This window comes from Planomonospora sp. ID67723 (genome assembly GCF_015711605.1).
Lineage (GTDB): Bacteria > Actinomycetota > Actinomycetes > Streptosporangiales > Streptosporangiaceae > Planomonospora_A.
Window position 1 is genome coordinate 1,476,412 of record NZ_JABTEZ010000001.1, and the last position, 20,596, is coordinate 1,497,007.

A 20,596-nucleotide genomic window follows, 5' to 3' on the forward strand; every position below is an offset into this window, starting at 1 on the left:
CGAAGCCGGAGTCAAGGCCGGCCGGATGCCTCCCGTGTTCGTCACAACATGCATTACACCCGATTTGTGGCGATATGTCCCGGGACTCCTGTCCCGCTCGCCGTCCCGGGGCACGTCCCGGAACGTCGGGGCGCCGGACTCTGCCGGCCCGGGGCGCGCCGCGCCGAACCTGGTTCCACGAGGGCGCACCCGGCGCCCCGGAAAGGATCCGATCCCCATGGACGCTCGTGTCAGCACCTCTCCGGCCAGGGCCCGCACCGACGTGCCCGCCGACCCGCCCGCCGGCGGGATGCCGCCGTCCGTCGCGCCGGGCACCGTCCGTCGCCTCGGCCTCACCCTCACCGCCGGCGCGACGCTCTGGGCGACGAGCATCTTCCTGTACGGGACCACGGCCGGCGGTTTCGAGGGGCGCGTGGGCGACCTGACCGGGCTGGCCTTCCAGTTCGGCGTGTTCGCCCTGCTCACCGCGCAGGCCAGGACCATGGCGACCGGCGTCACGTGGTTCGCCCGGAACATGCTGAAGGTCGAGGCGGTCCTGCTGGCGCTCGCCTCCGTCTGGTCGCTGCTGCACGGGGTGCTGCCCGACGCCCACCGGGACAGCGCGTGGCTGGCCGCCCTGGACGCGTTCTGGCCGCTGTCCATGCTCGGCATGTTCGTGATCGGTGTGAAGCTCGCGGTGGCGGGGCGGTGGCGCGGGCCGCTGCGCTGGTGGCCGCTGCTCGCCGAGAGCTGGGCGGTGGTGACCGTCCCGGTGTTCGCCGTGTTCGGCGACGACGTCTCGCGCTGGGTCGGCGGCGCCCACCTGCTCGTCGGCTACGCGGCCCTCGGCGCCCTCCTCGCCTGGCGTCCCGGGCTCGCGCTCCCGCGGCGGTGACGGGGCGTCTCCCGGGTCCCGGGACGGGGAGACTCCCGCGGAAAATAGACTCGGGGCATGAGGCAACGCCCCCTGTCCCTGATCCAGGACGACCTGGTCGACTACGAGAAGGCCATGGAGCGGATGGCCGACCTGGTCGGCGAGCGGCAGCGCGACGAGCGGCCGGACACGCTCTGGCTGCTCAGCCACCCCCAGGTCTACACCGTCGGCAGGCGCACGCTGGAGCAGCACCTGCCCGACCCGTCCCGCGGCATCCCCGTCGTGAGCACCGGGCGCGGCGGGCAGCTCACCTACCACGGCCCCGGCCAGCTGGTCGGCTACCTGATCGTCAAGCTCGGCGAGGGCGAGGGGATCGTCGACTACGTGCGCGAGGTCGAGCTCCGGCTCGTCCGCGCCCTGGCCGAGCTGGGCGTCCCGGCCGAGCGCCGGGACACCCCGCCCGGCTCGGAGCTGCTCACCGGGGTGTGGACGACCGGGACCGGCCGGAAGATCGTCTCGATCGGCATGCGCCAGAGCCGGAGCGTCACCAGCCACGGGTTCGCCCTCAACGTCGACGGCGACCTGTCCCCGTGGGACTGGGCGGTGCCGTGCGGCATGCCCGAGGTGGACATGACCTCGCTGGCCCGGGAGACCTCCGCCGTACCGATGGACCGGGTGCGGGCCGCGGTGGCGGAGGCCTTCGAGGCCGGCTGACGGGCGAGGGGAGCGCTCAGCCGACGGGCTTGACGTCCCCCTCGGGCACCTCGTCGATCGTGCGGCGCGGCCCGGTGAACCAGTGCCGGGCCGACAGCCTCCACCACAGGCCCACGGCCAGGACCATCACGCCGACCACGATCGGCGCGTAGTTGACCGCGGTCCAGGTGAAGCCCTCACCGAACGGCACCGCCTGCGGGACCAGCGGCATGATGAAGTAGACCGACACGACCGCGATCTCGACGATCGCGATCCAGCACATCACCTTGTACTTCGAGCCCAGCGTCCACGGTCCGGGTTCGAAGCGGTCGCCCATCCGCAGCCGGAGCCAGATCGGGATCAGGAACGCGAGGTAGAGCCCGATGACCGCGACCGAGACGACCGCGTAGAACGCCAGCGGCAGCCCGTTCGGCGCCTCGTAGAGCGCCGGCAGGGTGAGGATCAGCGCGGCCGTGCAGCCGAAGACGATCGCGTTGACCGGGGTGCGGTTGGCGTCCACCCGCGACCACAGCCGCCAGCCGGGGATGGCGCCGTCCCGGGCGAAGGCGTAGGTCATCCGGGACATCGAGGTCACGCAGCTCATGCCGCAGAAGAACTGGCCGACGGTGGAGATCGCGAAGATCGCGGTGGCCAGGTTGCCGGGGAGCGCGGACTCGAAGATGGCGCCCACGAAGCCGCCCGCCGCGTTGACCGCCTCGACGTCGGTGGCGGCGAAGAGGAAGGCCAGCAGCAGGATCCAGCCGCCGATGGCCGAGTAGAAGATCGACTGCCAGAGGCCCCTGGCGGCGGCGGTGGAGGCGCCCTGGGTCTCCTCCGACACGTGCGCGCACGCGTCGAAGCCGGTGATCGTGTACTGCGTCAGCAGGAAGCCGAGCGGCAGCACGTAGAACCAGTAGGAGGAGTCGGAGAAGCCGGAGTTGTTGATCGTCTCGGTGAAGACGAACGACATCGACTGGTGCGAGTCCGGGCCGAAGACCAGGATGAGCACGACCGCGGCCGCGCCGAACACGTGCCAGTAGACGGAGACGTTCTGCAGGACCGAGATCAGCCGGTGGCTGTAGACGTTGATCAGCGCGTGCAGGACCAGGATCACCGCGAACAGGATGAAGGTGTTGCCGAGCGAGACCTCGAAGCCCTCGGCGAACCGGTTGATCGTGATGTTCATGAACGTCGCGCAGCCGTAGTCGACCGAGGCGGTCACCGCGATCAGGCCGATGAGGTTGAACCACCCGGTGAACCAGCCGTGGACCGGCCTGCCCATCTTCGCGGCCCACCAGTAGATGCCGCCCGCGGTGGGATAGGCCGACACCAGCTCCGACATGCACAGGCCGATGATCAGAATGAAGATCGAGATCAGCGGCCAGCCCCAGGAGATGGCGATCGGCCCGCCGTTGTTCCAGGCCTGGCCGAAGGTGGTGAAGCATCCGGCCAGGATCGAGATGATCGAGAAGGAGATGGCGAAGTTCGAGAAGCCGCTCCAGGTGCGGGAGAGCTCCTGCTTGTAGCCGAGTTCAGCGAGTCGTTTCGCGTCCTCGTCCGCCGGGGTCGGCTCGGTCATTCAAGCCTCCTTGCGTTTCTTGCGTTGTGCGGGGGGTGGGGAACCCGGGGCGCGAGCCCCGGACGTCGTCGATCAGCCGCCCGAAGCCCGGATCGTCCAGGTCCCGTACGGCCTGCGCGAACTTGTCGGCCGCCTCGGCCTCGTAGTCGAAGTCGGCGGCGGCCGCCTGCTCCCTCAGCAGCCCGTGGTGGACGGAGAACCAGAGGGTCCAGGTGAGGTTCGACATGATGAGGTTGAGCCGGACCCGGGCCTCCAGTCGTGGGCTGTCCTCGCCGAAATAGGCCCGGCTCAGTTGGCAGGTGAGGTCGGGGTCGTAGTCCGCCTCCGCGGCGATGTCGCCCAGCTCGAAGGCCGGGTCGTTGTTCCCGGAGAGCTGGTAGTCGACGATCTTCACGTCCGCGCCGCAGCGGATGAAGTTCTCCGGCAGCAGGTCGTTGTGGCACGGTACGGCCGGCAGCGGGTCGGCCGCCAGCGCCCGTCCGATCTCGGCGGCCGCGGGCAGACTGTCCTCGTAACCGGTGGGGACGCGCAGGCCGTGGGCCCGGCAGAGGGCGAGGAACTCCTCCAGCTTCCGGAAGACGGAGAAGTCGTTGACGAAGCGGGGGCCGGCGTGCAGGCGGCGGCAGGCCGCCGCGACCGGTCCCGGCAGTGCGCGCACGGCGGGCGCGTCCAGGGTCGCGCCGTCGAGATACTCCAGCAGCAGGGCGCCGGGCATCCGGTGCAGGACCCGCGGGCCGACCCCGGCCTCGGCGGCCCGGAGGGTGTTGGCGATCTCCTGGTCGAGGGGGATGCCGAGCCCGGCGGCGGAGACGCGGGGGTCGAGGATCCGCAGCAGCCAGCGCTGCCCGTCGGCGGCGTCCATCCGGGAGATCCGGTGGCTGAGCCCGCCCTTGATGGGCGTCTCGGCGACGGGCTGCCCGGCCCATTCGCGGACGGCTCCGAGGACGGCTTCGTGGACGGCGGTGAGGACATCTGGCATGCCGGGCTCCTTTGGCCTACCTTCAGACCATTGATCCGATTCTGCGGACGAGTCGTTACAGAGAGGTTCCGGTCTTGAAACTTCCCGACTCCGCGCGGGCCGTCGTGATCGGCGGCGGGGTGGCCGGCTGCAGCGTCGCCTACCATCTGGCGAGGCTCGGCTGGGGCGAGGTGCTCCTGGTCGAGCGGCACGAGCTCACCGAGGGCACCACCTGGCACTCGGCCGGGTTCGTGGGCCAGCTCCGCTCCACCGTCACCCAGACCAAGATGATCATGTATTCGGCCGGCCTCTACCCCGAGCTGGCCGAGCTCACCGGCCTCGACCCCGGCTGGCGGGGGGTCGGCGGGCTCCGCCTGGCGACCACGCCCGAGCGGGTGGAGGAGTCGCTGCGCCTGGCCGGGGCCGCCGAGACCTACGGGCTGGACCTGGAGGTGCTCTCCGGCGCGCGGGCGGGGGAGCTGTCGCCGCTGCTGGAGGTCGCGGACGTGCGGGCCGCGCTCTGGTTGCCGGGCGACGGCTGGCTCGACCCGGCGCTGCTGGCCAGGGCGCTGGCGGCGGGGGCGGAGAAGCTGGGCGTGCGGATCCGAACCGGGACCGAGGTGGTCGGCCTCGACGTCGTGAACGGCGGGATCGCGGGGGTGCGGCTGGCGGCCGGTGCGGGGCGGGAGGGGGCGGGAGGAGCGCAGCCGGACCGGGAAGAGTGGACGGTCCGGGCCGACGTCGTCGTCATCGCCGCCGGGGCGGCCAGCGGGCGGGTCGGGCGGCTGGCGGGGGTGGACATCCCGGTCGTTCCGATCAAGCACCAGTACGTCGTCACCGAGCCTTTCGGGGTCCCCTCATCCATGCCCACGGTCAGGGACCCGGACAACATCGTCTACTTCAGGGAGGAGGCCGGCGGGATCCTCGTCGGGGGGTACATCCGGACCCCCGAGGTCTGGGACACGCCCGCGCCGCTGGCCGAGCCCCGGACGCTGTTCCCCGCCGACATGCCGAAATTCCAGGAGTCGTGGGAGTCGGCGACCCGGAGGGTCCCGGCGCTGGGCCGTACCGGGATCGCGAAGGCGGTGCACGGCCCCGAGGCGTTCACCCCGGACGGAGAGTTCCTGCTGGGCGAGACCGCGGTGCGCGGCCTGTGGACGGCGGCCGGGTTCTGCGTGCACGGCCTGGCCGCGGCGGGCGGCGTGGGCAAGGTCATGGCCGAGTGGATCGTGGACGGCTCCCCCGAGTACGACGTCTTCGGCATGGACCTGCGCCGCTTCGGCGGCCATGCCCGTTCCGCGTCCTGGGCCCGGGCCAGGGCCCTGGACTCCTACTCGAAGTACTACGACATCGTCTACCCGGGCGAGGAGCGCACGGCCGCCCGCCCGCTGCGCCGCTCTCCCGCGTGGGTGCGGCACGCGGAGCTGGACGCGGCGTTCGGCGAGAAGGCGGGCTGGGAGCGGGTCAACTGGTTCGGGTGCAACGCCGCGCCGGAGCCGGTGGCCGGTGCGGACGGCACGACGGCCGCCCCGCCGGACAGCGCTGCGGAGACCCGGCCGCTCGGCTGGGCCGGGCGGGTCTGGTCGCCCGCCGTACGGGCCGAGTGCCTGGCCACGCGGGACGCGGCCGGGCTGTTCGACCAGACCTCGTTTGCGAAGCTGGAGGTCGCGGGGCCCGGAGCCCTCGAAGGGCTCCAGCGGGCCTGCGCCGGGCGGCTCGACCGGCCCGTCGGCTCGGTCGTCTACACCCAGTTGCTGAACGCGCGCGGCGGCATCGAGGCCGACCTGACCGTCACCCGGCTGGCCGCCGACCGCTTCCGCCTGGTCACCGGGACCGCCTTCGGCGTGCACGACGCCGCCTGGCTGCGCGGCCACGGCCTGGAGGTCCGCGACGTCACCTCGGCGTACGCCTGCTACTGCCTGTGGGGTCCGCGTGCCCTGGACATCCTCGGCGAGCTCTCGCCCGACGACCTGACCTTCGGTTACCTGAAGGCCCGGGAGATCAGCGTGGGCAGCGTCCCGGTGCTGGCCCAGCGGGTGACGTTCGTCGGCGAGTTCGGCTGGGAGCTGTACTGCCCCGCGGAGTACGGCCTGACGCTCTGGGACGCGCTCATGGAGGCGGGCGCGCCGTACGGCATGCGCCCGGCCGGGTACCGGGCGATCGACTCGATGCGCCTGGAGAAGGGCTACCGGGTCTGGGGCCTGGACATCACCCCGGAGACGACCCCGCTGGAGGCGGGCCTGGGCTTCGCGGTGGCCCGGGACAAGGAGTTCCTCGGCAGGGAGGCGCTCGCGGAGCCCTCCCGCACGCTCTTCTGCCTGGTCCTCGACGATCCCCGGCAGGTCTGCCTGGGCGGCGAGCCGGTACGGCTCGGCGGCGAGCCCGCCTCCCGCGTGACGAGCGGCGGGTACGGCCACCGGGTGGACCGCTCGATCGCCTACGCCTACCTGCCCTCCGGAACCGCCCCGGGCACCCGGGTCCAGGTCGGCGTCACCGGGACCTGGGTGGACGCCGTCGTCGCCGTCGAACCCCTCTACGACCCGGCCGCCGAGCGGGTCAGGAGGCTCCCGGCCTGAGCGCGCCGCGCCGCCGGCCGCCGCCGGGTGATCCGTTCCACATACCCCCCGGGGGTTGCGAAACGAAGAGAGGTGTGGCACTCTAGGGGCATGAAGATACCCCATAGGGGTATCAACGAGGGGAGAGAAGATGAACGGCGCAACCAAGGTGGGCGCATACGTGCTCGGGCTGGCGGCGGTGTTCGGAGGGGCGCTGGGCGTCGGCCGGGTCGTCGGCCCGGTCGGGGAGACGCCGGCGGCGGCCTCCCACGACGCGGGTCACTCCGCGAGCCCGTCGAAGACCGGCGGGGAGGCGGAGAAGCCCGCGGTTCCGGGCGGCCTGCAGGTCTCGGCGGCCGGCTACACGCTGGTGCCCCGGACCGACGTCGTCGAACCGGGCAAGCCGGTGGACTTCCGCTTCTCGGTGACCGGGCCCGACGGCCGGCCGGTCACCCGCTTCACCCCGGAGCACGACAAGAAGCTGCACTTCATCGTGGTCCGCCGGGACCTGTCCGGGTTCCAGCACCTCCACCCGGAGGAGAAGGGCGGCGGGGTCTGGTCGGTCCCGCTGACCCTGCCCGAGGCGGGGGAGTACCGCGCCTTCGCCGACTTCGCCCCGGAGGGGGCGGACGGGATGACGCTCGGCATGGACCTGTCGGCCCCCGGCGACTACCGGCCCGAGCCGCTCGCCGCCCCGGTCCGCACCGCCGCCGTGGACGGCTACACGGTCGCCCTCGCCGGAGACCTGGCTCCCGGCCGGACGAGCAGGCTCACGCTCTCGGTGAGCAAGGACGGCAAGCCGGTCACCGATCTGGAGCCCTACCTCGGCGCCTACGGCCACCTGGTCGCACTGCGCGACGGGGACCTGGCCTACCTGCACGTCCATCCCGACGGCGAGCCCGGCGACGGGCGGACCGCGCCCGGCCCCGGCATCACCTTCTACGCCGAGGTGCCCAGCGCGGGGGCCTACCGCCTCTTCCTGGACTTCAAGCACGGCGGCACCGTGCGGACCGCGGAGTTCACCGCGACCGCCGGGACGGCCGCGGCCGTCCCGGCCGGCGAGGACGCTCCGGAGGCGGACGGGAGTCCTGCGACCGAGGACGCCGAGGCGACCCCGTCCCCGGAGGGCTCGCACGACCCCGGTGACCACGACCACTGACCAGGAAATACCCTACGGGGGTGAGGTGTTCATCGCGGCGGGGAAGCCACCGGCCGCGTCCGCCGCGAGGAGCGCCGCCCACCGGAGTCCATCCAGCCGGGCCCGTTCCCAGGGCCTCGGAACCGTCGATAGAAAGGCGAGAGCCATGACCGTCACCACCTACCGCGTCGAGGGTATGACCTGCGGCCACTGCGTCAGCTCGGTCACCGCCGAGGTGAGCAAGATCGAGGGCGTGACCGGGGTGAACGTCGACCTGACCGCCAAGCTGGTCACCGTGACCAGCGGCGCCCCGCTCGACGACACGGCCGTGGGCGCCGCGGTGGACGAGGCGGGCTACGAGCTGGCCGGCAGGGCCGGGGCCCCGGCCGAGGAGGCCGAGGCGGACGCCTGCTGCGGCTCGGGCTGCTGCTCCTGAGACCGGCCGGAAGGCCCGGTCCCCGGGACCCGGACGGCCTGCTCGTGAGCACCGCCGGCAGCACCGCCGGCAGCACTGTCAGCCGAGCAGGGTCCTCGCAGGGTCCTCCCTGTCCGCGGCCCCTGATCCCCGCCTCCTGGAAGCCGGGCTCCCGGGAGGCGGGGCGGGCCCCGATTACCCCCCGCGGCTCCGGGCCGCGCACCATTGAGAGACGAGTAACGGGAGAAGCGATGTCCATGACCACCACCAGGCCGCCCGCCGGCGGCGGCGAGATCGAGCTCGCCATCGGCGGCATGACGTGCGCCTCCTGCGCCAACCGGATCGAGCGCAAACTCAACAAGCTCGACGGCGTGAGCGCGACGGTCAACTACGCCACCGAGAAGGCCAAGGTCGTCTACACCGGGGACGTCAGCCCCGAGGACCTGGTCGCCGAGGTGGAGAAGGCGGGCTACAGCGCCGAGCTGCCCGCCGTGCGGCAGGAGAGCGGGGAGGAGGCGCAGGGCGGAGGCGACGAGCTCGCGCCGCTGCGGCAGCGCCTGACCGTCTCCGTCGTGCTGTCGGTCCCGGTGATCGCGATGGCGATGATCCCGGCGCTGCAGTTCACCCACTGGCAGTGGCTGTCGCTGGCCCTGGCCGGGCCGGTCGTGCTCTACGGCGGCTGGCCCTTCCACAAGGCCGCCTGGACCAACCTGCGCCACGGCGCCGCCACCATGGACACCCTCGTCTCGCTGGGCACGCTGGCGGCTTTCGGCTGGTCGCTGTGGGCGTTGTTCCTCGGCACGGCGGGCACGCCCGGCATGAAACACGGCTTCGCCTTCGCCCTGACCCGAGGCGACGGGGCAGGCAACATCTACCTCGAAGCCGCCGCCGGCGTGATCGCCTTCATCCTGGCCGGACGCTACTTCGAGGCCCGCTCCAAGCGGCGGGCCGGTGCGGCGCTGCGGGCGCTGCTGTCGATGGGCGCCAAAGAGGTCACCCTGGCCTCCGGGAAACGCGTCCCGGTCGACGAGCTCACCGTCGGCGACCGCTTCGTGGTCCGGCCCGGCGAGAAGATCGCCACCGACGGCGTGGTGGAGGAGGGCTCCTCGGCGGTGGACGCCTCCATGCTGACCGGCGAGTCGGTGCCGGTGGAGGTGCGGCCCGGCGACACCGTGGTCGGCGCGACCGTCAACGCCGGCGGACGCCTGGTGGTGCGCGCCACCCGCGTGGGCGCCGACACCCAGCTCGCCCAGATGGCCAGGCTGGTCGAAGACGCCCAGACCGGCAAGGCCCAGGTGCAGCGCCTGGCCGACCGCATCTCCGGGATCTTCGTCCCGATCGTGATCGCCCTGTCGGCGGCCACCTTGGGGTTCTGGCTGGGCACCGGTGAGGGGGCGGCCGCGGCCTTCACCGCCGCGGTCGCGGTGCTCATCATCGCCTGCCCCTGCGCGCTGGGCCTGGCCACCCCGACCGCGCTGATGGTCGGCACCGGCCGCGGCGCCCAGCTCGGCATCCTGATCAAGGGCCCCGAGGTGCTGGAGTCCACCCGCAGGATCGACACCGTCGTGCTGGACAAGACCGGCACCGTCACCTCCGGCACGATGACCCTCACCGGCGTCTTCACCGCCGAGGGCACCGACCGGCAGGAGGTGCTGCGCCTGGCCGGGGCGCTGGAGTCGGCCTCTGAGCACCCCATCGCCCAGGCGATCGCCCGCGCCGCGGCCTCCACCGCCGCGGTCGAGGACTTCGCCAACGTCGAAGGGCTCGGTGTGCAGGGCCTCGTGGACGGCCACGCCGTGCTGGTGGGCCGGCCGCGGCTGCTGGCCCAGTGGTCTCAGCACCTGCCCGCCGGTCTGGAGCGCGAGCTCGCCGCGGCGCAGGCCCGGGGCGAGAGCGCCGTGGCGGTCGGCTGGGACGGTGCGGCCCGCGCGGTGCTCACCGTCGCCGACGTGGTCAAGCCCACCTCGGCCGAGGCGATCGCCGCCCTGCGCACGCTGGGTCTGCGCCCGGTGCTGCTGACCGGTGACAACGAGACGGTGGCCCGTCAGGTCGCCGCCGCGGTCGGCATCGAGGAGGTGATCGCCGAGGTGCTGCCCGCCGACAAGGTGGAGGTGGTCAAGCGGTTGCAGGCCGAGGGCCGTACGGTCGCGATGGTCGGTGACGGTGTCAACGACGCCGCCGCGCTGGCCCAGGCCGATCTGGGCATGGCGATGGGCACCGGCACGGACGTGGCGATCGAGGCCTCCGATCTGACCTTGGTCCGCGGTGACCTGCGGGTGGCGGCCGACGCGATCCGCCTGTCGCGGCGGACCCTGGCGACGATCAAGGGCAACCTGTTCTGGGCCTTCGCCTACAACGTGGCCGCCCTGCCGCTGGCGGCACTCGGCCTGCTCACCCCGATGATCGCCGGTGCGGCGATGGCGTTCTCCTCGGTCTTCGTGGTCAGCAACAGCCTGCGCCTGCGCCGCTTCAGATGAGCCCTACATCGAGGCCCCGGGTTCCCGAGGGACCCGGGGCCTCGCCGTGCGGGAGGCCAGGCGGTGCAGGGCGACGAGGCCGTAGCCGAGAACGGCGAAGAAGGTGGTGAGGACGACGGCCTGGAGGGCGACGCCGTCGTAGCCGAGCTCGTCCACGTCCAGGAACGGGTACGGGTAGCGGCGCTCGGTTCCGGGGTCGAGCAGGGTGCCGCGAGCCAGCGCGAAGACCAGGTAGAGGCCGGGATAGGCCAGCCAGGCGAGGGGGACGGTCCAGGACGGGCGCAGGGCGCGGTCGAAGACCAGCCAGTCGGCGACGGCCATGATCGGCGTCACGTAGTGCAGGAGCAGGTTGCCCATGTCGAGCACGTCGTCGCCCCGGCCGTCCGGGAGCATGCCGAGCGGGCTGGCGCCGTGCATCAGCACGAAGTGGAAGACCAGGCCGGTGATCGAGATGAAGAGGGTCACCGCGCCCTTGAGGAGCGCCGACGGGACCCCTCGCCACAGCAGCCAGAGGTAGTAGGCCACCAGCATGATGTTGCTCTGCACGGTGAAGTAGACGGGCGGGCCGAGCGGATCGGAGGCGGGCCACCAGGTGCAGACGAGCCCCGCCAGGCCCACGGCCACCAGCACGATTCGATACGCGTTCGTCCCGTTCACGCGCACACCATACTGGCCGGTAATGCGTAAATCAGACAGCAGGGCCATCGGATCGTTGAGGTGGTTCCATCGCCTTGCACCGGGACCCGCCATCGTGCTGACCTCGGACATCGATGACATCACGGTCATCAGCCGGTGACGCCTGCGGGTGGTGAAGGTCCGAAGTCTCCGGATCAACCGGACAGCAGGGCCACCAGGTCGTCGTAGATCGTCGGGGCCGCCACCACGAAGCCCTCGCCGTTCAGGTCGGGAGGCAGGACGCCGGCGGTTTCCAGTGTCCCCGGCTCTCCCGGTGGCAGGGTGCCGCGGCGGGCTCCGGCCTCGACGGCGATCAGCCCGGCGGCGGCCACGTCCCAGGGACGGAGGTCCTCGGTGTGGGCGTCGAGGCGGCCGCAGGCCGTCCAGCAGACGTCCAGCGCGGGCGAGGCGGAACGGCGGATGTCCTCACAATGGGTCAGCAGCCGCCGTACCCGCTCCACCAGGGGTTCCACGTCGGACCGGTCGTGCGGGAAGCCGGTGCCGACGACCGAGCGTCCCAGGCCCTCCGGGGCCCCCGCGGTGATCGGCCGGCCGTTGAGGTGGGCCCCTCCGCCCTTGACCGCGGTGAAGGTCTCGTCCAGGAACGGCGCGTGCACCACTCCGGCCAGGACCTCCCCGTCGACGGCGAAGGCGATCGAGACCGAGACGCACCGGTGGTTCCGGGAGAAGTCGGCGGTGCCGCCGAGCGGGTCGACGACCCAGAGCGGGCCGCCGAAGTCCCAGGTCGCGGAGGAGCTCTCCTCCGACAGGATCCGCCGTCCGGCCAGGGCGTCCCTGATCAGTCCGTCGGAGGCGAGGTCGGCCACGGTGACCGGCTCGAACCCGCCCTTGTAGTCGGCGAGCGCACCGCCCTCCGCCGAGTACTCGGCGATCAGCCGCCCGGCGGCCACGGCGGTGCGGACGGCGAGATCCAGCTCGCCGCTCACCGCGGCGAGATCCGGCCGGTCGGCCACGGCGGTGCGATCCTGCTGGTCGGTCACGGGGGCTCCTCGGTCGGCGGGCCCGCCGTACGGCCGCCGCCTCCGGACCTCAAGGGACGCGTACGGCGAAGGCGCGGAGGGCGGACGCGCGGGCGGCGGGGTTCAGGCGGACAGGTGCTCGCGGGCTTCGGCGCCCAGGCGGGAGACCGCGGCCCGGAGGCGGGCGGGGTCGGGCCCCTCGGCGAGGACGGCGCGGGAGACCGAGGGCAGCACGTCGCGCCGGGCCCCGGCGAAGAGGCGGGCGGCGTCGGCGAAGGTGGCGCCCTGCGCGCCCACGCCGGGGGCGAGGATCGGGCCGCCCAGGCGTTCCACCGGGTAGCCGGGGTCGTCCAGGGTCGCGCCGAGCACCACGCCGATCGAGCCCAGCGGGGCGGCGCCGCGGTTCAGCCCGGCGACGTGGTCCATGACCGTGGCGGCCACGGTCCGCCCGTCCGGGCCCGTCGCGAGCTGTACCTCGCCCGCCTCAGGATTGGAGGTCCTGGCCAGCACGAACAGCCCGGCGCCGTGGGCCAGCGCCGTGTCCACCATCGGCCGGAGCGAGCCGAAGCCCAGGTAGGGGCTGACCGTGACGGCGTCGGCCGCGAGCGGACCGGCCGGGTCGAGGTAGGCCTGCGCGTAGGCGGCGGTGGTGCTGCCGATGTCACCCCGCTTGGCGTCCATGATCACCAGTGCGCCCCTGGCTCTCGCGTCCGCGATCACCGACTCGAGGACGGCGACGCCCCGGCTGCCGAACCGCTCGAAGAACGCCGACTGCGGCTTGACCACCGGGGCCAGGTCCGCCACCGCCTCGACCGCCGAGCGGGCGAACTTCTCCAGCCCGCTGGGAGAGTCGTCCAGCCCCCAGGCGCGCAGCAGCGCCGTACTCGGATCGATCCCCACGCACAGCGGACCCCGGCTGTCGATGCGCGACCGCAGCCGCTCCCCGAATGACGTCATGAGACCCCAGCATGCCAGGACCCGGTCCGGGGGCACGCGGCAGGGCGCGCCCGGTCCGCGGGAGAGACGACCCGGCCGGCGGCACCGCCTCCGGCGGCGACCGGGCCGACCGGCGGTCAGTTCACGACGTCGAGCGGTTCCCCGCCGCCGAGGTGCTCGGTCACGTTCCGCACCGCGGCGAGGGCGATGCGGACCACGGCCTCCCGGGTCACGCCTCCGGCGTGCGGGGAGAGCACGACGTTCGGAGCCTTCAGCAGGCGCAGGCCGGGGCCGGGGGGCTCCGGGTCGTAGACGTCGAGCCCCGCCCCGGCGAGACGGCCCTGCTCCAGGGCGTCGGCGAGGGCGTCCTGGTCGATCAGCGCGCCGCGGGCGGTGTTCACGACGAACGCGGTCGGTTTGAGCAGGGCCAGCCGGCCGGCGTCGAGGAGGCTGCGAGTCGAGTCGTTCAGCGATGCGTGCAGGCTCACGTAGTCGGAGACGCGCAGCAGTTCCTCCAGCGGCAGCCGCCGCGCGCCCAGGCGCTCCTCCACCTCCGGGGCGGCGGGGGTGCGGGAGGCGTACACCACGGACATGCCGAACACCGCGGCCCGGCGGGCGACCTCCCGGCCGATCGTCCCCAGGCCGACGATGCCCAGGGTCTTGCCCGACAGCTCGGTCAGCGAGCCGCGCAGCCGGGGCAGGGCCCACTCGCCTCCGGCCAGGGCGTTGTGGGCCGGGACGAGCTGCTTGGCCAGGGCGAGCATGAGCGCGAAGGTCTGCTCGGCGACGCTGTGCAGCTCGGCGTCGCTGGAGCCGATGGTGCACACCGGCACGCCGTGCCGCCTGGCCGCCGCCACGTCGACGTGCTCGTAGCCGTGGCTGGAGCACTGGACCAGCTCCAGGGCGGGGGCGGCGTCGAGGTGGCCGGCGGTGACGGGGACCAGGGCGGTGAGGACGACGTGGGCTTCGCGCAGCGCCTCGGGGTTCTCGTCGAGGGTCTCCACCACGGTGACCTTCGCCTGCCCGGGGAAGAGGGCGCCGAGCGCCGACCCCGCCTGGCGGCCGCCGACATGGGGCGCGACGGCGACCAGCACGTTCTTGAGAGACATGGGGGAGGCTCCTGGCGGGTCGGTGATTCCACGGCGTTTCTCCGCCGCTTCCGCGGCGTTCTTCACAGGGCGTCCGCGGCGCTCTCCGCGGTGGAGGCGGCGAGGGCGGCGATGACCGGGGCGGAGAAGGCGACGGAGCGCCTGACGGCCCCGGGCCCCGGGGCGGTGACGGAGCGCCGGACGGCGCCGAGGTCCGGGACGGTCCAGCGGACGGGAACCCCGGAGGCGGCACCGGCGGCCCGGGAGGCGCGGGCGCGGTCGACCCAGCAGAAGTCCACTCCGGCCTCCCGCGCGCAGCCGCCGTCGCCCGCCAGGGAGTCGCCGACCATCAGGGACTCGTCGGACTTGGCCTCCAGCAGGGAGAGGGCGTGGTGGAGCAGCGCGCCGTCCGGCTTGCGCAGGCCGACCTCGGGCGCGATCACCACGTGCTCGAAGAACCTCCCGATGCGCGTACGGCGGAGCTTGGCCCGCTGCACCTCGGCGATGCCGTCGGTCACCAGGGCCAGCCGGAAGTGCCGCGAGAGCCGCCGCAGGGCCCTGTTCGCCTCCGGGAAGAGGGCGACGTTGCGGCCCAGGGCCTCCTCGAACGCGGCCGCCACCGCGGGTCCGGCGCCCAGCCGGGCCCAGCGTTCCAGCCGCAGCTCGGCCAGGTCGATGCGGCGTTCGCGGTAGGCGGCCCAGAGGGGTTCGTTGGCGGCGTGGAAGTCGTGCAGGAAGGCTCTCAGCCCGCTCCGGAAGAAGCGGTGGTGAACCTCACGAAGCGCACCGGCCTCGGTCCGGGCGTAGTCGACCACGGTCCCGTCCAGATCGACCAGCAGGACCCGGTAACGACTCTCCCTCGCCGAGCTCATCGTGCTCCGACAGCCGGAGGATCTCCTCGACTTTCTCCACATCCACGGCGTAGATGTGTGGAACGTCGACGAAAACCCTCATTGACCCACATCCCACTTCGAGATCGTCCGCGACCTCGCACTGGATACTACGCAGCGGGACGTAGTTCAGGTAGCAGGTGAAGGCATTCTGCGAGCGGAATGTCGCGGTCATCACCAACTTGCCCTCGCGGAGCCGGAAGGCCAGGCTGGTCAGACAGGGCACCGCGTCCGGCTGCTCGCCGGGCACGGTCAGTGAGATCCAGCCGCTTTTGCTGTACGGCTTCGCGCGCAGCATGTCGGTGACCCAGCGGAGCTGGTCCACGCCGAGGAGCCGGCGGAGCCGGCCGCCGTAGCTGTACTTGAAGGGCGGCACGACGGTGACCTCGTTGAACTTGCTGGCGTACAGCGAGATCTTCCCCGAGTCGCCGTGGGTCTCCAGGACGGGGTCGTCCCAGCCGAGATCGTCGATCTCGAACAACACCGCCGGAGCCTCGATGACCGGGCCCCGGTCGTCGTCGGCGGGCCTGCCGTACTCCCTTATGTAGCGCATGAGCCAAATCCAGGTCTCCCCACAGGACGCGAATCGGAGGAGGTCTGCCATCAAGTCTCCACATTGGGGAAATGGAACGGGTTCTGCGGGAGCCTGCGCTGGCGCGAGACGTTGGCCCGCACGTAGTAGACGAAGTAGTGGACCGACGCGAGCAGGGCGATGACCACCATGAGCACGGCCGGGTTGGGGTCGGCGCCGAACAGGCCGAGCGTGCCGACCGCGATGTAGGCGCTGTTCACCACGGAGAGCATCAGCACGTTGATCCCCGGCCAGGCGAGCGGCGCGTAGGTCTCCGGGTAGCGCGGGTCCACCGGCAGGTTCGGGGACCAGCCGAGAGCGGAGAAGTGGTCCTTGAGCTGGACCACGTAGAGCAGCCGGAAGTTGTTGAGCGCCCGGGCGGTGCGCATGTGCGCGTTGACCGCCTCGATCAGCCGCAGGAACGGCAGCACGCTGAGCAGCCCGAACGCCACGACCGTCGCGAACAGGTATTCCGGGATCTTCTCCCACGAGGTGAGCGCCAGGGGATCGACCACCTGCGTGCTGGCCAGGGCGATGGCGGCGGCGAAGGGCGCGGAGAGCAGGCTCATGGAGAGCCGGGTCATCTTGAGGCGTTCGTCCTTGGCCGACAGATAGACGTTGTAGGTCCCGGTGAAATCGACGGACACCAGTTGCAGGAACTCCTTGGAGTCCACGGGCAGGTTGTCGAGTCTCTCCGGCAGCGACTCCGCGCTCATACGCGGCAACATCTTCTTCATCGGGGGCCCCAGCCTCGCGGGTTGGTGAACTTTCCCAGTAAGAAAATTTTGACGCACTTGTCAGCTCGACGCGCGGGTTTTACCGACTTATCTTGGATAACTTTGCCAAGCTCAGAGCCTCTATAGGGAGGTTCTGCCAAGAACGGGGATCCTTCACGGAGGGAGAAGAGCGGGGCTCTCTTCCGAGGGTGGCGGAGCGGTCACGCGGCGGGACGGAACGGCCGTGGAGCGCCGGTCGTGAGGCAGGGGTCACGGCGGGGCCCGGCGGCTCATGATCGGCCGGTGCCCGTCGTGCGGCGGTAGAGCAGCCACAGCTTGAGCTTGGCCGCGGCGAGGAAGCTCCACAGGGCCAGCCAGAGCAGGACGGCCGCGATCCTGCCCAGATCCCGGGCCGCGTCGCCGTACGGGAAGGTGATGAACGCGCTGACCAGCACGGACAGGAAACCTCCCGCCGGGAGGTGGAAGAGCACCAGCTTGGCGGCGGTCCGGACGGTCGGGCGCGGTCCGTACAGGCGCTCCAGTCGCGCTGCCGGACTCTCCGGCCGCGCTCCCGCCGTCCCCGCCCTCGATCCCGCCGCGCCGCGCGGCCCGCCCCCCTCGCGGCCCGGTGGCCCGGCTCCGCCCGGGTGTCCCGCTGCGCCGCCGTACTCCGCTCCGCTCCGGTGTCCCGCTCCGTCGGCGGCCGCCGGCCCGCTGTCGTCTCCCGTGTCGTCTCCCGGTCCGCTGTCGTCCTCCGGCCCTCCGGAGGACGGAACGGTCCGCGCGGCGTCGTAGCGCAGGCGGCGCCCGGGGTCGGAGAGCAGGCCGTACGCGCTGGCTATCTCCGCGAACGCCGCCTGGCCCTGCGGATTCTTGTCCGGGTGGTACCGGCGGGCGAGCCGCCGGTACGCCTGCCGGAGATCCTCGGGGGTGGCGTCGGGGGGAACGCCGAGAACCTGGTACGGATCTCTCCCTTGAAGATCGTTCACGCCCATGCGGCATCCGTCCACGCGAAGCTCTCGGGGTGAGCCATTCTGGCACGAGAGCAGACGGATGAACCGTCTCGACGTGATGGTCCTGATGTGATGTTTTATCCGGACGTGCGGAAGCTCGTCACGCCGACGTCGTGCCGCCCGCCACCTCGCGGGCGCGCCCGCCGTACCCCAGTACGAGCGCGAGGAGCAGGTACGGCACGGCGAACAGGGCGAAGACCAAGCCGTGGCCGGCGAACGCCGAGGCGGCCGCGTAACCGCCGTAGACCAGGACCGTCACCAGGTCCGTGCCCAGGTTCGCCATGGAGGTCACCGTCGCCCGGCTCGGCCCCGCGATCCTCTCCTGGAGCCGCGCGTCCACCACCACGCTCGTCATCTGGAAGACGCAGAAGGCCGCCGCGACCAGGACCAGCCCGGCCGGATGCCCGCCGGCCGTCCCGGAGGCCAGGGCGAACGCGGCGAGCGCGAGGGTCCAGGCCAGTGCCCTGGTGGTCAGGCGCCGCCCGGCCGGAGCGAGGAAGCCCCCGGCCGTCACCCCCACCCAGACCAGCAGCACCCACAGGGGCACGGCCTGCGCCGCGACTCCGGTCTCCGCCACGAGCAGGGCGACGTACTCCTCCAGCGCGCCCCAGACGGCCGTCACGGCGGGGATGAGCAACAGCGCGCGCCGTACGGCCCGGTCACCGCGGGCCGCGGCGAGGCCGGCACGCAGGATCGCGGCGTAACCGCCGGGCCCGCCGTCCCCGGCGTCCGCGCCCTGTCCGTCCGGCGAGGCCGGTGAGCGGTGCTCGGGAAGGGCCATGCCGGCGGCCGCGCACAGCAGACAGGCGATCACGCTGGCCGCGCCCAGCGCCGGGTAGCCGCCGGCGGCGAACACCGGTCCCGCGGTCGCGGTGGCGACCCCCACCCCGCAGAGGCCGGCCACCTCGGCGCGGCCGATCACCCGGATGTACGTGTCGGCCGCGCCCAGCCGGTCGAGCTCCTCGTAGGCGAGCGCCTCGAAGGCGCCCGAGCCCATCGCCCCGCGCACGCCCCACAGGACGAACCCGAGGGCGAACGCCCAGTAGGAGGGGGCGGCGACCCAGAGGGCGTAGCCGGCGGCCGCCGGAAGCGGGGCCAGGCAGAGCAGGAGCCGCCGGGAGACCGCGTCGGCCCATACGCCGGAGGGGACCTCCAGCAGGATGCCGGTCACCGACCAGATGACGAAGAGCGAGGAGATCTCGGTGACGGACAGCCCGGTCTCGGCGAACAGCAGCGCGTACACCGGGTAGAGCAGGATGAGATCGTCGAGGAACGTGTAGACGTAGAGCGTCGCTGCCAGCCGCTTCGCGCGCGCGCCGGGCGCGCGTGAGGAAGAAATGATCATGAGGTCTTTCCGTGGGGACGTTTCGGACTCCGGGCGGCTGGCGTCCCGGGTGGTCCGCGGCAGCGTGCCCCGCGTCGACCTCTTCTAGGCGTTCATCAATGTCGGTGTCTCATGGCATCGAGTCTATGCCGCGGGGCCCGCGAGAGGACAGCGGCTTTCGGCGCAGGGCACCCGGGGATGCATGGTCATGGGAAGGTTCAGGCGTTCTGCACCACTGATGTGGGTTGGTTGATGAACGTCGTCTGAGCCGCCATACGGTCGTCATACGATGGTCTCCCGTGGACATCTACACCGCGGTCGTCTCTTTCGCCCTCGTCGTCGGGCTGCTGACCATGACACCCGGCCTCGACACCGCGCTCATCCTGCGCACGTCGATGCTCTCCGGCAGGCGGTCCGCCTGGGGGGTGGTCCTCGGAATCCAGGCCGGGACCCTCGTCTGGGGGGTGACGACCGCGGCGGGCATCTCGACCCTGGTGGCGACCTCCCGGCTCGCCTACGACGTCCTGCGCTGGGCCGGAGCCGCCTACCTGGTCTGGATGGGAGCCCGCATGCTCTGGGAGAGCCGCCGGGGGCGCGCCGCCGCCGAGGTCCCGGAGAGCGGGGAGGAGGGCGAGAGGTTCCTCCCCGCCTTCCGGAGCGGCCTGCTCACCAACCTCCTCAACCCGAAGATGGGGGTCTTCTACATCGCGGTGCTCCCGCAGTTCATGCCGGACGACGTCCCCCACCTGCTGATGGGAGCCCTGCTGGCGGGCGTGCACGTGATCGAGGGCCTGCTGTGGAGCGTGCTGCTCATCGGTTTCACCGTCCTGCTGCGCGGCTGGCTGGGCAGGCCCCCGGTCAGGCGCGCCCTGGACCGGCTGACCGGCGTCGTCGTGGTGGGCTTCGGCGTGCGCCTGGCCGTACAGGACTGAGGGCGGCCGCTGCGGGGGGACAAGCCTGTTGATCATCCGGCGGGAGGGCAATAGCGTGCGGCGTGACGGCTCCGGCCCGCCGGTCCCCCTGTTCTCTCGTGCACGAAAGAAGAAACCATGAGCCTGTACGCCGCCGTGCTGTGCGACTTCGACGGTGTGATCCGCCACTACGACGCCGGCGAGCTGGCCGGGCTCGAACGCTTCTACGGGATCGCCGAGGGCACCACGGCGAAGGTCGCCCTCGCACCCGAGCGGCTCGCCCCGGTCGTCCAGGGGCAGATCACCACCGAGCAGTGGAGGGAGTCGATCGTCGCGGGGCTGGAGGGGACGCTCGGCTCCCCGGAGCGGGCCGCGGCGCTGGGAGACGCCTTCGCCCGGGCCCGAGCCCACCTGGACGAGGAGGTCCTCGGCCTGCTGCGCCGGGCCCAGGAGCGGGTGCCGGTGGTGCTGGTGACGAACGCGACGTTCCAGCTGGAGGACGATCTGCGGGCGCTGGGCCTGGCGCACTTCTTCGACGAGGTCGTCAGCAGCGCCAGGGTGGGAACCGCCAAACCCGGGCGGCGGATCTACGAGATCGCGGCCGAGCGGGCGGGGGCGAGCGCCGTACGGTGCCTGTTCGTGGACGACCGTGAGGAGAACGTCGAGGCCGCCCGGGCCCTCGGCATGACCGGCGTGCTCTACCGCGAGGCCGCGGACCTGCGCGAGGCGCTGGCGCCGCTGCTGGAGGGCGGGCCCCGGCCGGTCGCCCCGTAGCCCGGGTGCGGCCCGGTCTCCCGGCGCGGGAGCCGGCCTGCCGGATCGAT

18 protein-coding genes and 1 pseudogene are annotated in these 20,596 nt (G+C 72.4%); 8 read left to right on the forward strand and 11 right to left on the reverse strand.

Annotated elements, in window-relative coordinates:
* The first annotated feature begins 217 nt into the window (after positions 1-217).
* Positions 218-874 (forward strand): hypothetical protein, encoded by a 657-nt coding sequence (locus tag HS041_RS07015; RefSeq protein ID WP_196439666.1) that lies wholly within the window; start codon positions 218-220, stop codon positions 872-874.
* Between the two features lie 57 nt (positions 875-931).
* A complete protein-coding gene (gene lipB, locus HS041_RS07020) occupies positions 932-1,567 on the forward strand; it encodes a lipoyl(octanoyl) transferase LipB (protein ID WP_196439667.1) in 636 nt (211 codons plus the stop codon).
* Between the two features lie 16 nt (positions 1,568-1,583).
* Here lipB and HS041_RS07025 read toward each other — a convergent pair whose 3' ends face one another.
* A complete protein-coding gene (locus HS041_RS07025) occupies positions 1,584-3,125 on the reverse strand; it encodes an amino acid permease (protein WP_196439668.1) in 1,542 nt (513 codons plus the stop codon).
* Positions 3,079-4,104 (reverse strand): phosphotransferase, encoded by a 1,026-nt coding sequence (locus HS041_RS07030; RefSeq protein ID WP_196439669.1) that lies wholly within the window; start codon positions 4,102-4,104, stop codon positions 3,079-3,081. Before HS041_RS07030 ends, HS041_RS07025 begins: the two co-directional genes overlap by 47 nt.
* 74 nt (positions 4,105-4,178) lie before the next feature.
* On the opposite strand from HS041_RS07030, the gene HS041_RS07035 reads away from it, so the two are divergent.
* The 4 genes and pseudogenes from HS041_RS07035 to HS041_RS07050 all read left to right on the forward strand — a co-directional run bounded on the left by HS041_RS07035 (position 4,179) and on the right by HS041_RS07050 (position 10,668).
* Positions 4,179-6,659, forward strand: a complete 2,481-nt coding sequence (locus tag HS041_RS07035) for a GcvT family protein (protein ID WP_196439670.1) — start codon at positions 4,179-4,181, stop codon at positions 6,657-6,659.
* Positions 6,660-6,789: 130 nt separating this feature from the next.
* Positions 6,790-7,797 carry a DUF8832 domain-containing protein gene (locus HS041_RS07040; protein WP_196439671.1) on the forward strand — a complete coding sequence of 336 codons (1,008 nt, stop codon included), beginning with the start codon at positions 6,790-6,792 and terminating at the stop codon, positions 7,795-7,797.
* A 145-nt stretch (positions 7,798-7,942) separates the two neighbouring features.
* A pseudogene (locus HS041_RS07045) lies at positions 7,943-8,146 on the forward strand (heavy-metal-associated domain-containing protein); the annotation flags it as partial.
* 302 nt (positions 8,147-8,448) lie between these two features.
* Entirely contained in the window at positions 8,449-10,668 is a 2,220-nt protein-coding gene (locus HS041_RS07050; protein WP_196439673.1) for a heavy metal translocating P-type ATPase, read from the forward strand.
* 3 nt (positions 10,669-10,671) lie between these two features.
* Here HS041_RS07050 and HS041_RS07055 read toward each other — a convergent pair whose 3' ends face one another.
* The 9 genes from HS041_RS07055 to HS041_RS07095 all read right to left on the reverse strand — a co-directional run bounded on the left by HS041_RS07055 (position 10,672) and on the right by HS041_RS07095 (position 18,882).
* Positions 10,672-11,325 (reverse strand): Pr6Pr family membrane protein, encoded by a 654-nt coding sequence (locus tag HS041_RS07055; protein WP_196439674.1) that lies wholly within the window; start codon positions 11,323-11,325, stop codon positions 10,672-10,674.
* 173 nt (positions 11,326-11,498) lie between these two features.
* Positions 11,499-12,344, reverse strand: coding sequence for an inositol monophosphatase family protein (locus HS041_RS07060; RefSeq protein WP_196439675.1), 846 nt, complete (start codon positions 12,342-12,344; stop codon positions 11,499-11,501).
* Positions 12,345-12,446: 102 nt separating this feature from the next.
* Positions 12,447-13,280: an orotidine-5'-phosphate decarboxylase gene (gene pyrF, locus HS041_RS07065; RefSeq protein ID WP_196439676.1), complete on the reverse strand. Its 834-nt coding sequence runs from the start codon at positions 13,278-13,280 to the stop codon at positions 12,447-12,449.
* A 116-nt stretch (positions 13,281-13,396) separates the two neighbouring features.
* The gene (locus HS041_RS07070; RefSeq protein WP_196439677.1) at positions 13,397-14,368 is read right to left on the reverse strand and encodes a 2-hydroxyacid dehydrogenase; all 972 of its coding nucleotides are present in this window, start codon (positions 14,366-14,368) and stop codon (positions 13,397-13,399) included.
* Between the two features lie 62 nt (positions 14,369-14,430).
* Positions 14,431-15,219 carry an HAD-IA family hydrolase gene (locus HS041_RS07075; RefSeq protein ID WP_196439678.1) on the reverse strand — a complete coding sequence of 263 codons (789 nt, stop codon included), beginning with the start codon at positions 15,217-15,219 and terminating at the stop codon, positions 14,431-14,433.
* Positions 15,122-15,841: a thymidylate synthase gene (locus tag HS041_RS07080; RefSeq protein ID WP_230878453.1), complete on the reverse strand. Its 720-nt coding sequence runs from the start codon at positions 15,839-15,841 to the stop codon at positions 15,122-15,124. Before HS041_RS07080 ends, HS041_RS07075 begins: the two co-directional genes overlap by 98 nt.
* Positions 15,841-16,524, reverse strand: coding sequence for a hypothetical protein (locus HS041_RS07085; protein ID WP_196439679.1), 684 nt, complete (start codon positions 16,522-16,524; stop codon positions 15,841-15,843). Before HS041_RS07085 ends, HS041_RS07080 begins: the two co-directional genes overlap by 1 nt.
* 290 nt (positions 16,525-16,814) lie before the next feature.
* The gene (locus tag HS041_RS07090) at positions 16,815-17,513 is read right to left on the reverse strand and encodes a J domain-containing protein (RefSeq protein ID WP_196439680.1); all 699 of its coding nucleotides are present in this window, start codon (positions 17,511-17,513) and stop codon (positions 16,815-16,817) included.
* A 124-nt stretch (positions 17,514-17,637) separates the two neighbouring features.
* On the reverse strand, positions 17,638-18,882 hold the full coding sequence (locus HS041_RS07095) for an MFS transporter (RefSeq protein WP_196439681.1): 1,245 nt from the start codon (positions 18,880-18,882) through the stop codon (positions 17,638-17,640).
* Between the two features lie 278 nt (positions 18,883-19,160).
* Here HS041_RS07095 and HS041_RS07100 point away from each other — a divergent pair, with 278 nt between their 5' ends.
* Both HS041_RS07100 and HS041_RS07105 read left to right on the forward strand, forming a co-directional pair.
* The gene (locus HS041_RS07100) at positions 19,161-19,793 is read left to right on the forward strand and encodes a LysE family translocator (protein ID WP_196439682.1); all 633 of its coding nucleotides are present in this window, start codon (positions 19,161-19,163) and stop codon (positions 19,791-19,793) included.
* 117 nt (positions 19,794-19,910) lie between these two features.
* Positions 19,911-20,546 carry an HAD family hydrolase gene (locus tag HS041_RS07105; protein WP_196439683.1) on the forward strand — a complete coding sequence of 212 codons (636 nt, stop codon included), beginning with the start codon at positions 19,911-19,913 and terminating at the stop codon, positions 20,544-20,546.
* Positions 20,547-20,596 lie beyond the last annotated feature (50 nt).

What these genes read in the sequence shown, in the direction of transcription:
- HS041_RS07015 (WP_196439666.1), top strand. Translation starts at nt 218, where the DNA reads ATGGACGCTCGTGTCAGCACCTCTCCGGCCAGGGCCCGCACCGACGTG.
- lipB (WP_196439667.1), top strand. Translation starts at nt 932, where the DNA reads ATGAGGCAACGCCCCCTGTCCCTGATCCAGGACGACCTGGTCGACTAC.
- HS041_RS07025 (WP_196439668.1), bottom strand. Translation starts at nt 3,125, where the DNA reads ATGACCGAGCCGACCCCGGCGGACGAGGACGCGAAACGACTCGCTGAA.
- HS041_RS07030 (WP_196439669.1), bottom strand. Translation starts at nt 4,104, where the DNA reads ATGCCAGATGTCCTCACCGCCGTCCACGAAGCCGTCCTCGGAGCCGTC.
- HS041_RS07040 (WP_196439671.1), top strand. Translation starts at nt 6,790, where the DNA reads ATGAACGGCGCAACCAAGGTGGGCGCATACGTGCTCGGGCTGGCGGCG.
- HS041_RS07050 (WP_196439673.1), top strand. Translation starts at nt 8,449, where the DNA reads ATGACCACCACCAGGCCGCCCGCCGGCGGCGGCGAGATCGAGCTCGCC.
- pyrF (WP_196439676.1), bottom strand. Translation starts at nt 13,280, where the DNA reads ATGACGTCATTCGGGGAGCGGCTGCGGTCGCGCATCGACAGCCGGGGT.
- HS041_RS07070 (WP_196439677.1), bottom strand. Translation starts at nt 14,368, where the DNA reads ATGTCTCTCAAGAACGTGCTGGTCGCCGTCGCGCCCCATGTCGGCGGC.
- HS041_RS07075 (WP_196439678.1), bottom strand. Translation starts at nt 15,219, where the DNA reads ATGAGCTCGGCGAGGGAGAGTCGTTACCGGGTCCTGCTGGTCGATCTG.
- HS041_RS07080 (WP_230878453.1), bottom strand. Translation starts at nt 15,841, where the DNA reads ATGGCAGACCTCCTCCGATTCGCGTCCTGTGGGGAGACCTGGATTTGG.
- HS041_RS07085 (WP_196439679.1), bottom strand. Translation starts at nt 16,524, where the DNA reads ATGAGCGCGGAGTCGCTGCCGGAGAGACTCGACAACCTGCCCGTGGAC.
- HS041_RS07095 (WP_196439681.1), bottom strand. Translation starts at nt 18,882, where the DNA reads ATGATCATTTCTTCCTCACGCGCGCCCGGCGCGCGCGCGAAGCGGCTG.
- HS041_RS07105 (WP_196439683.1), top strand. Translation starts at nt 19,911, where the DNA reads ATGAGCCTGTACGCCGCCGTGCTGTGCGACTTCGACGGTGTGATCCGC.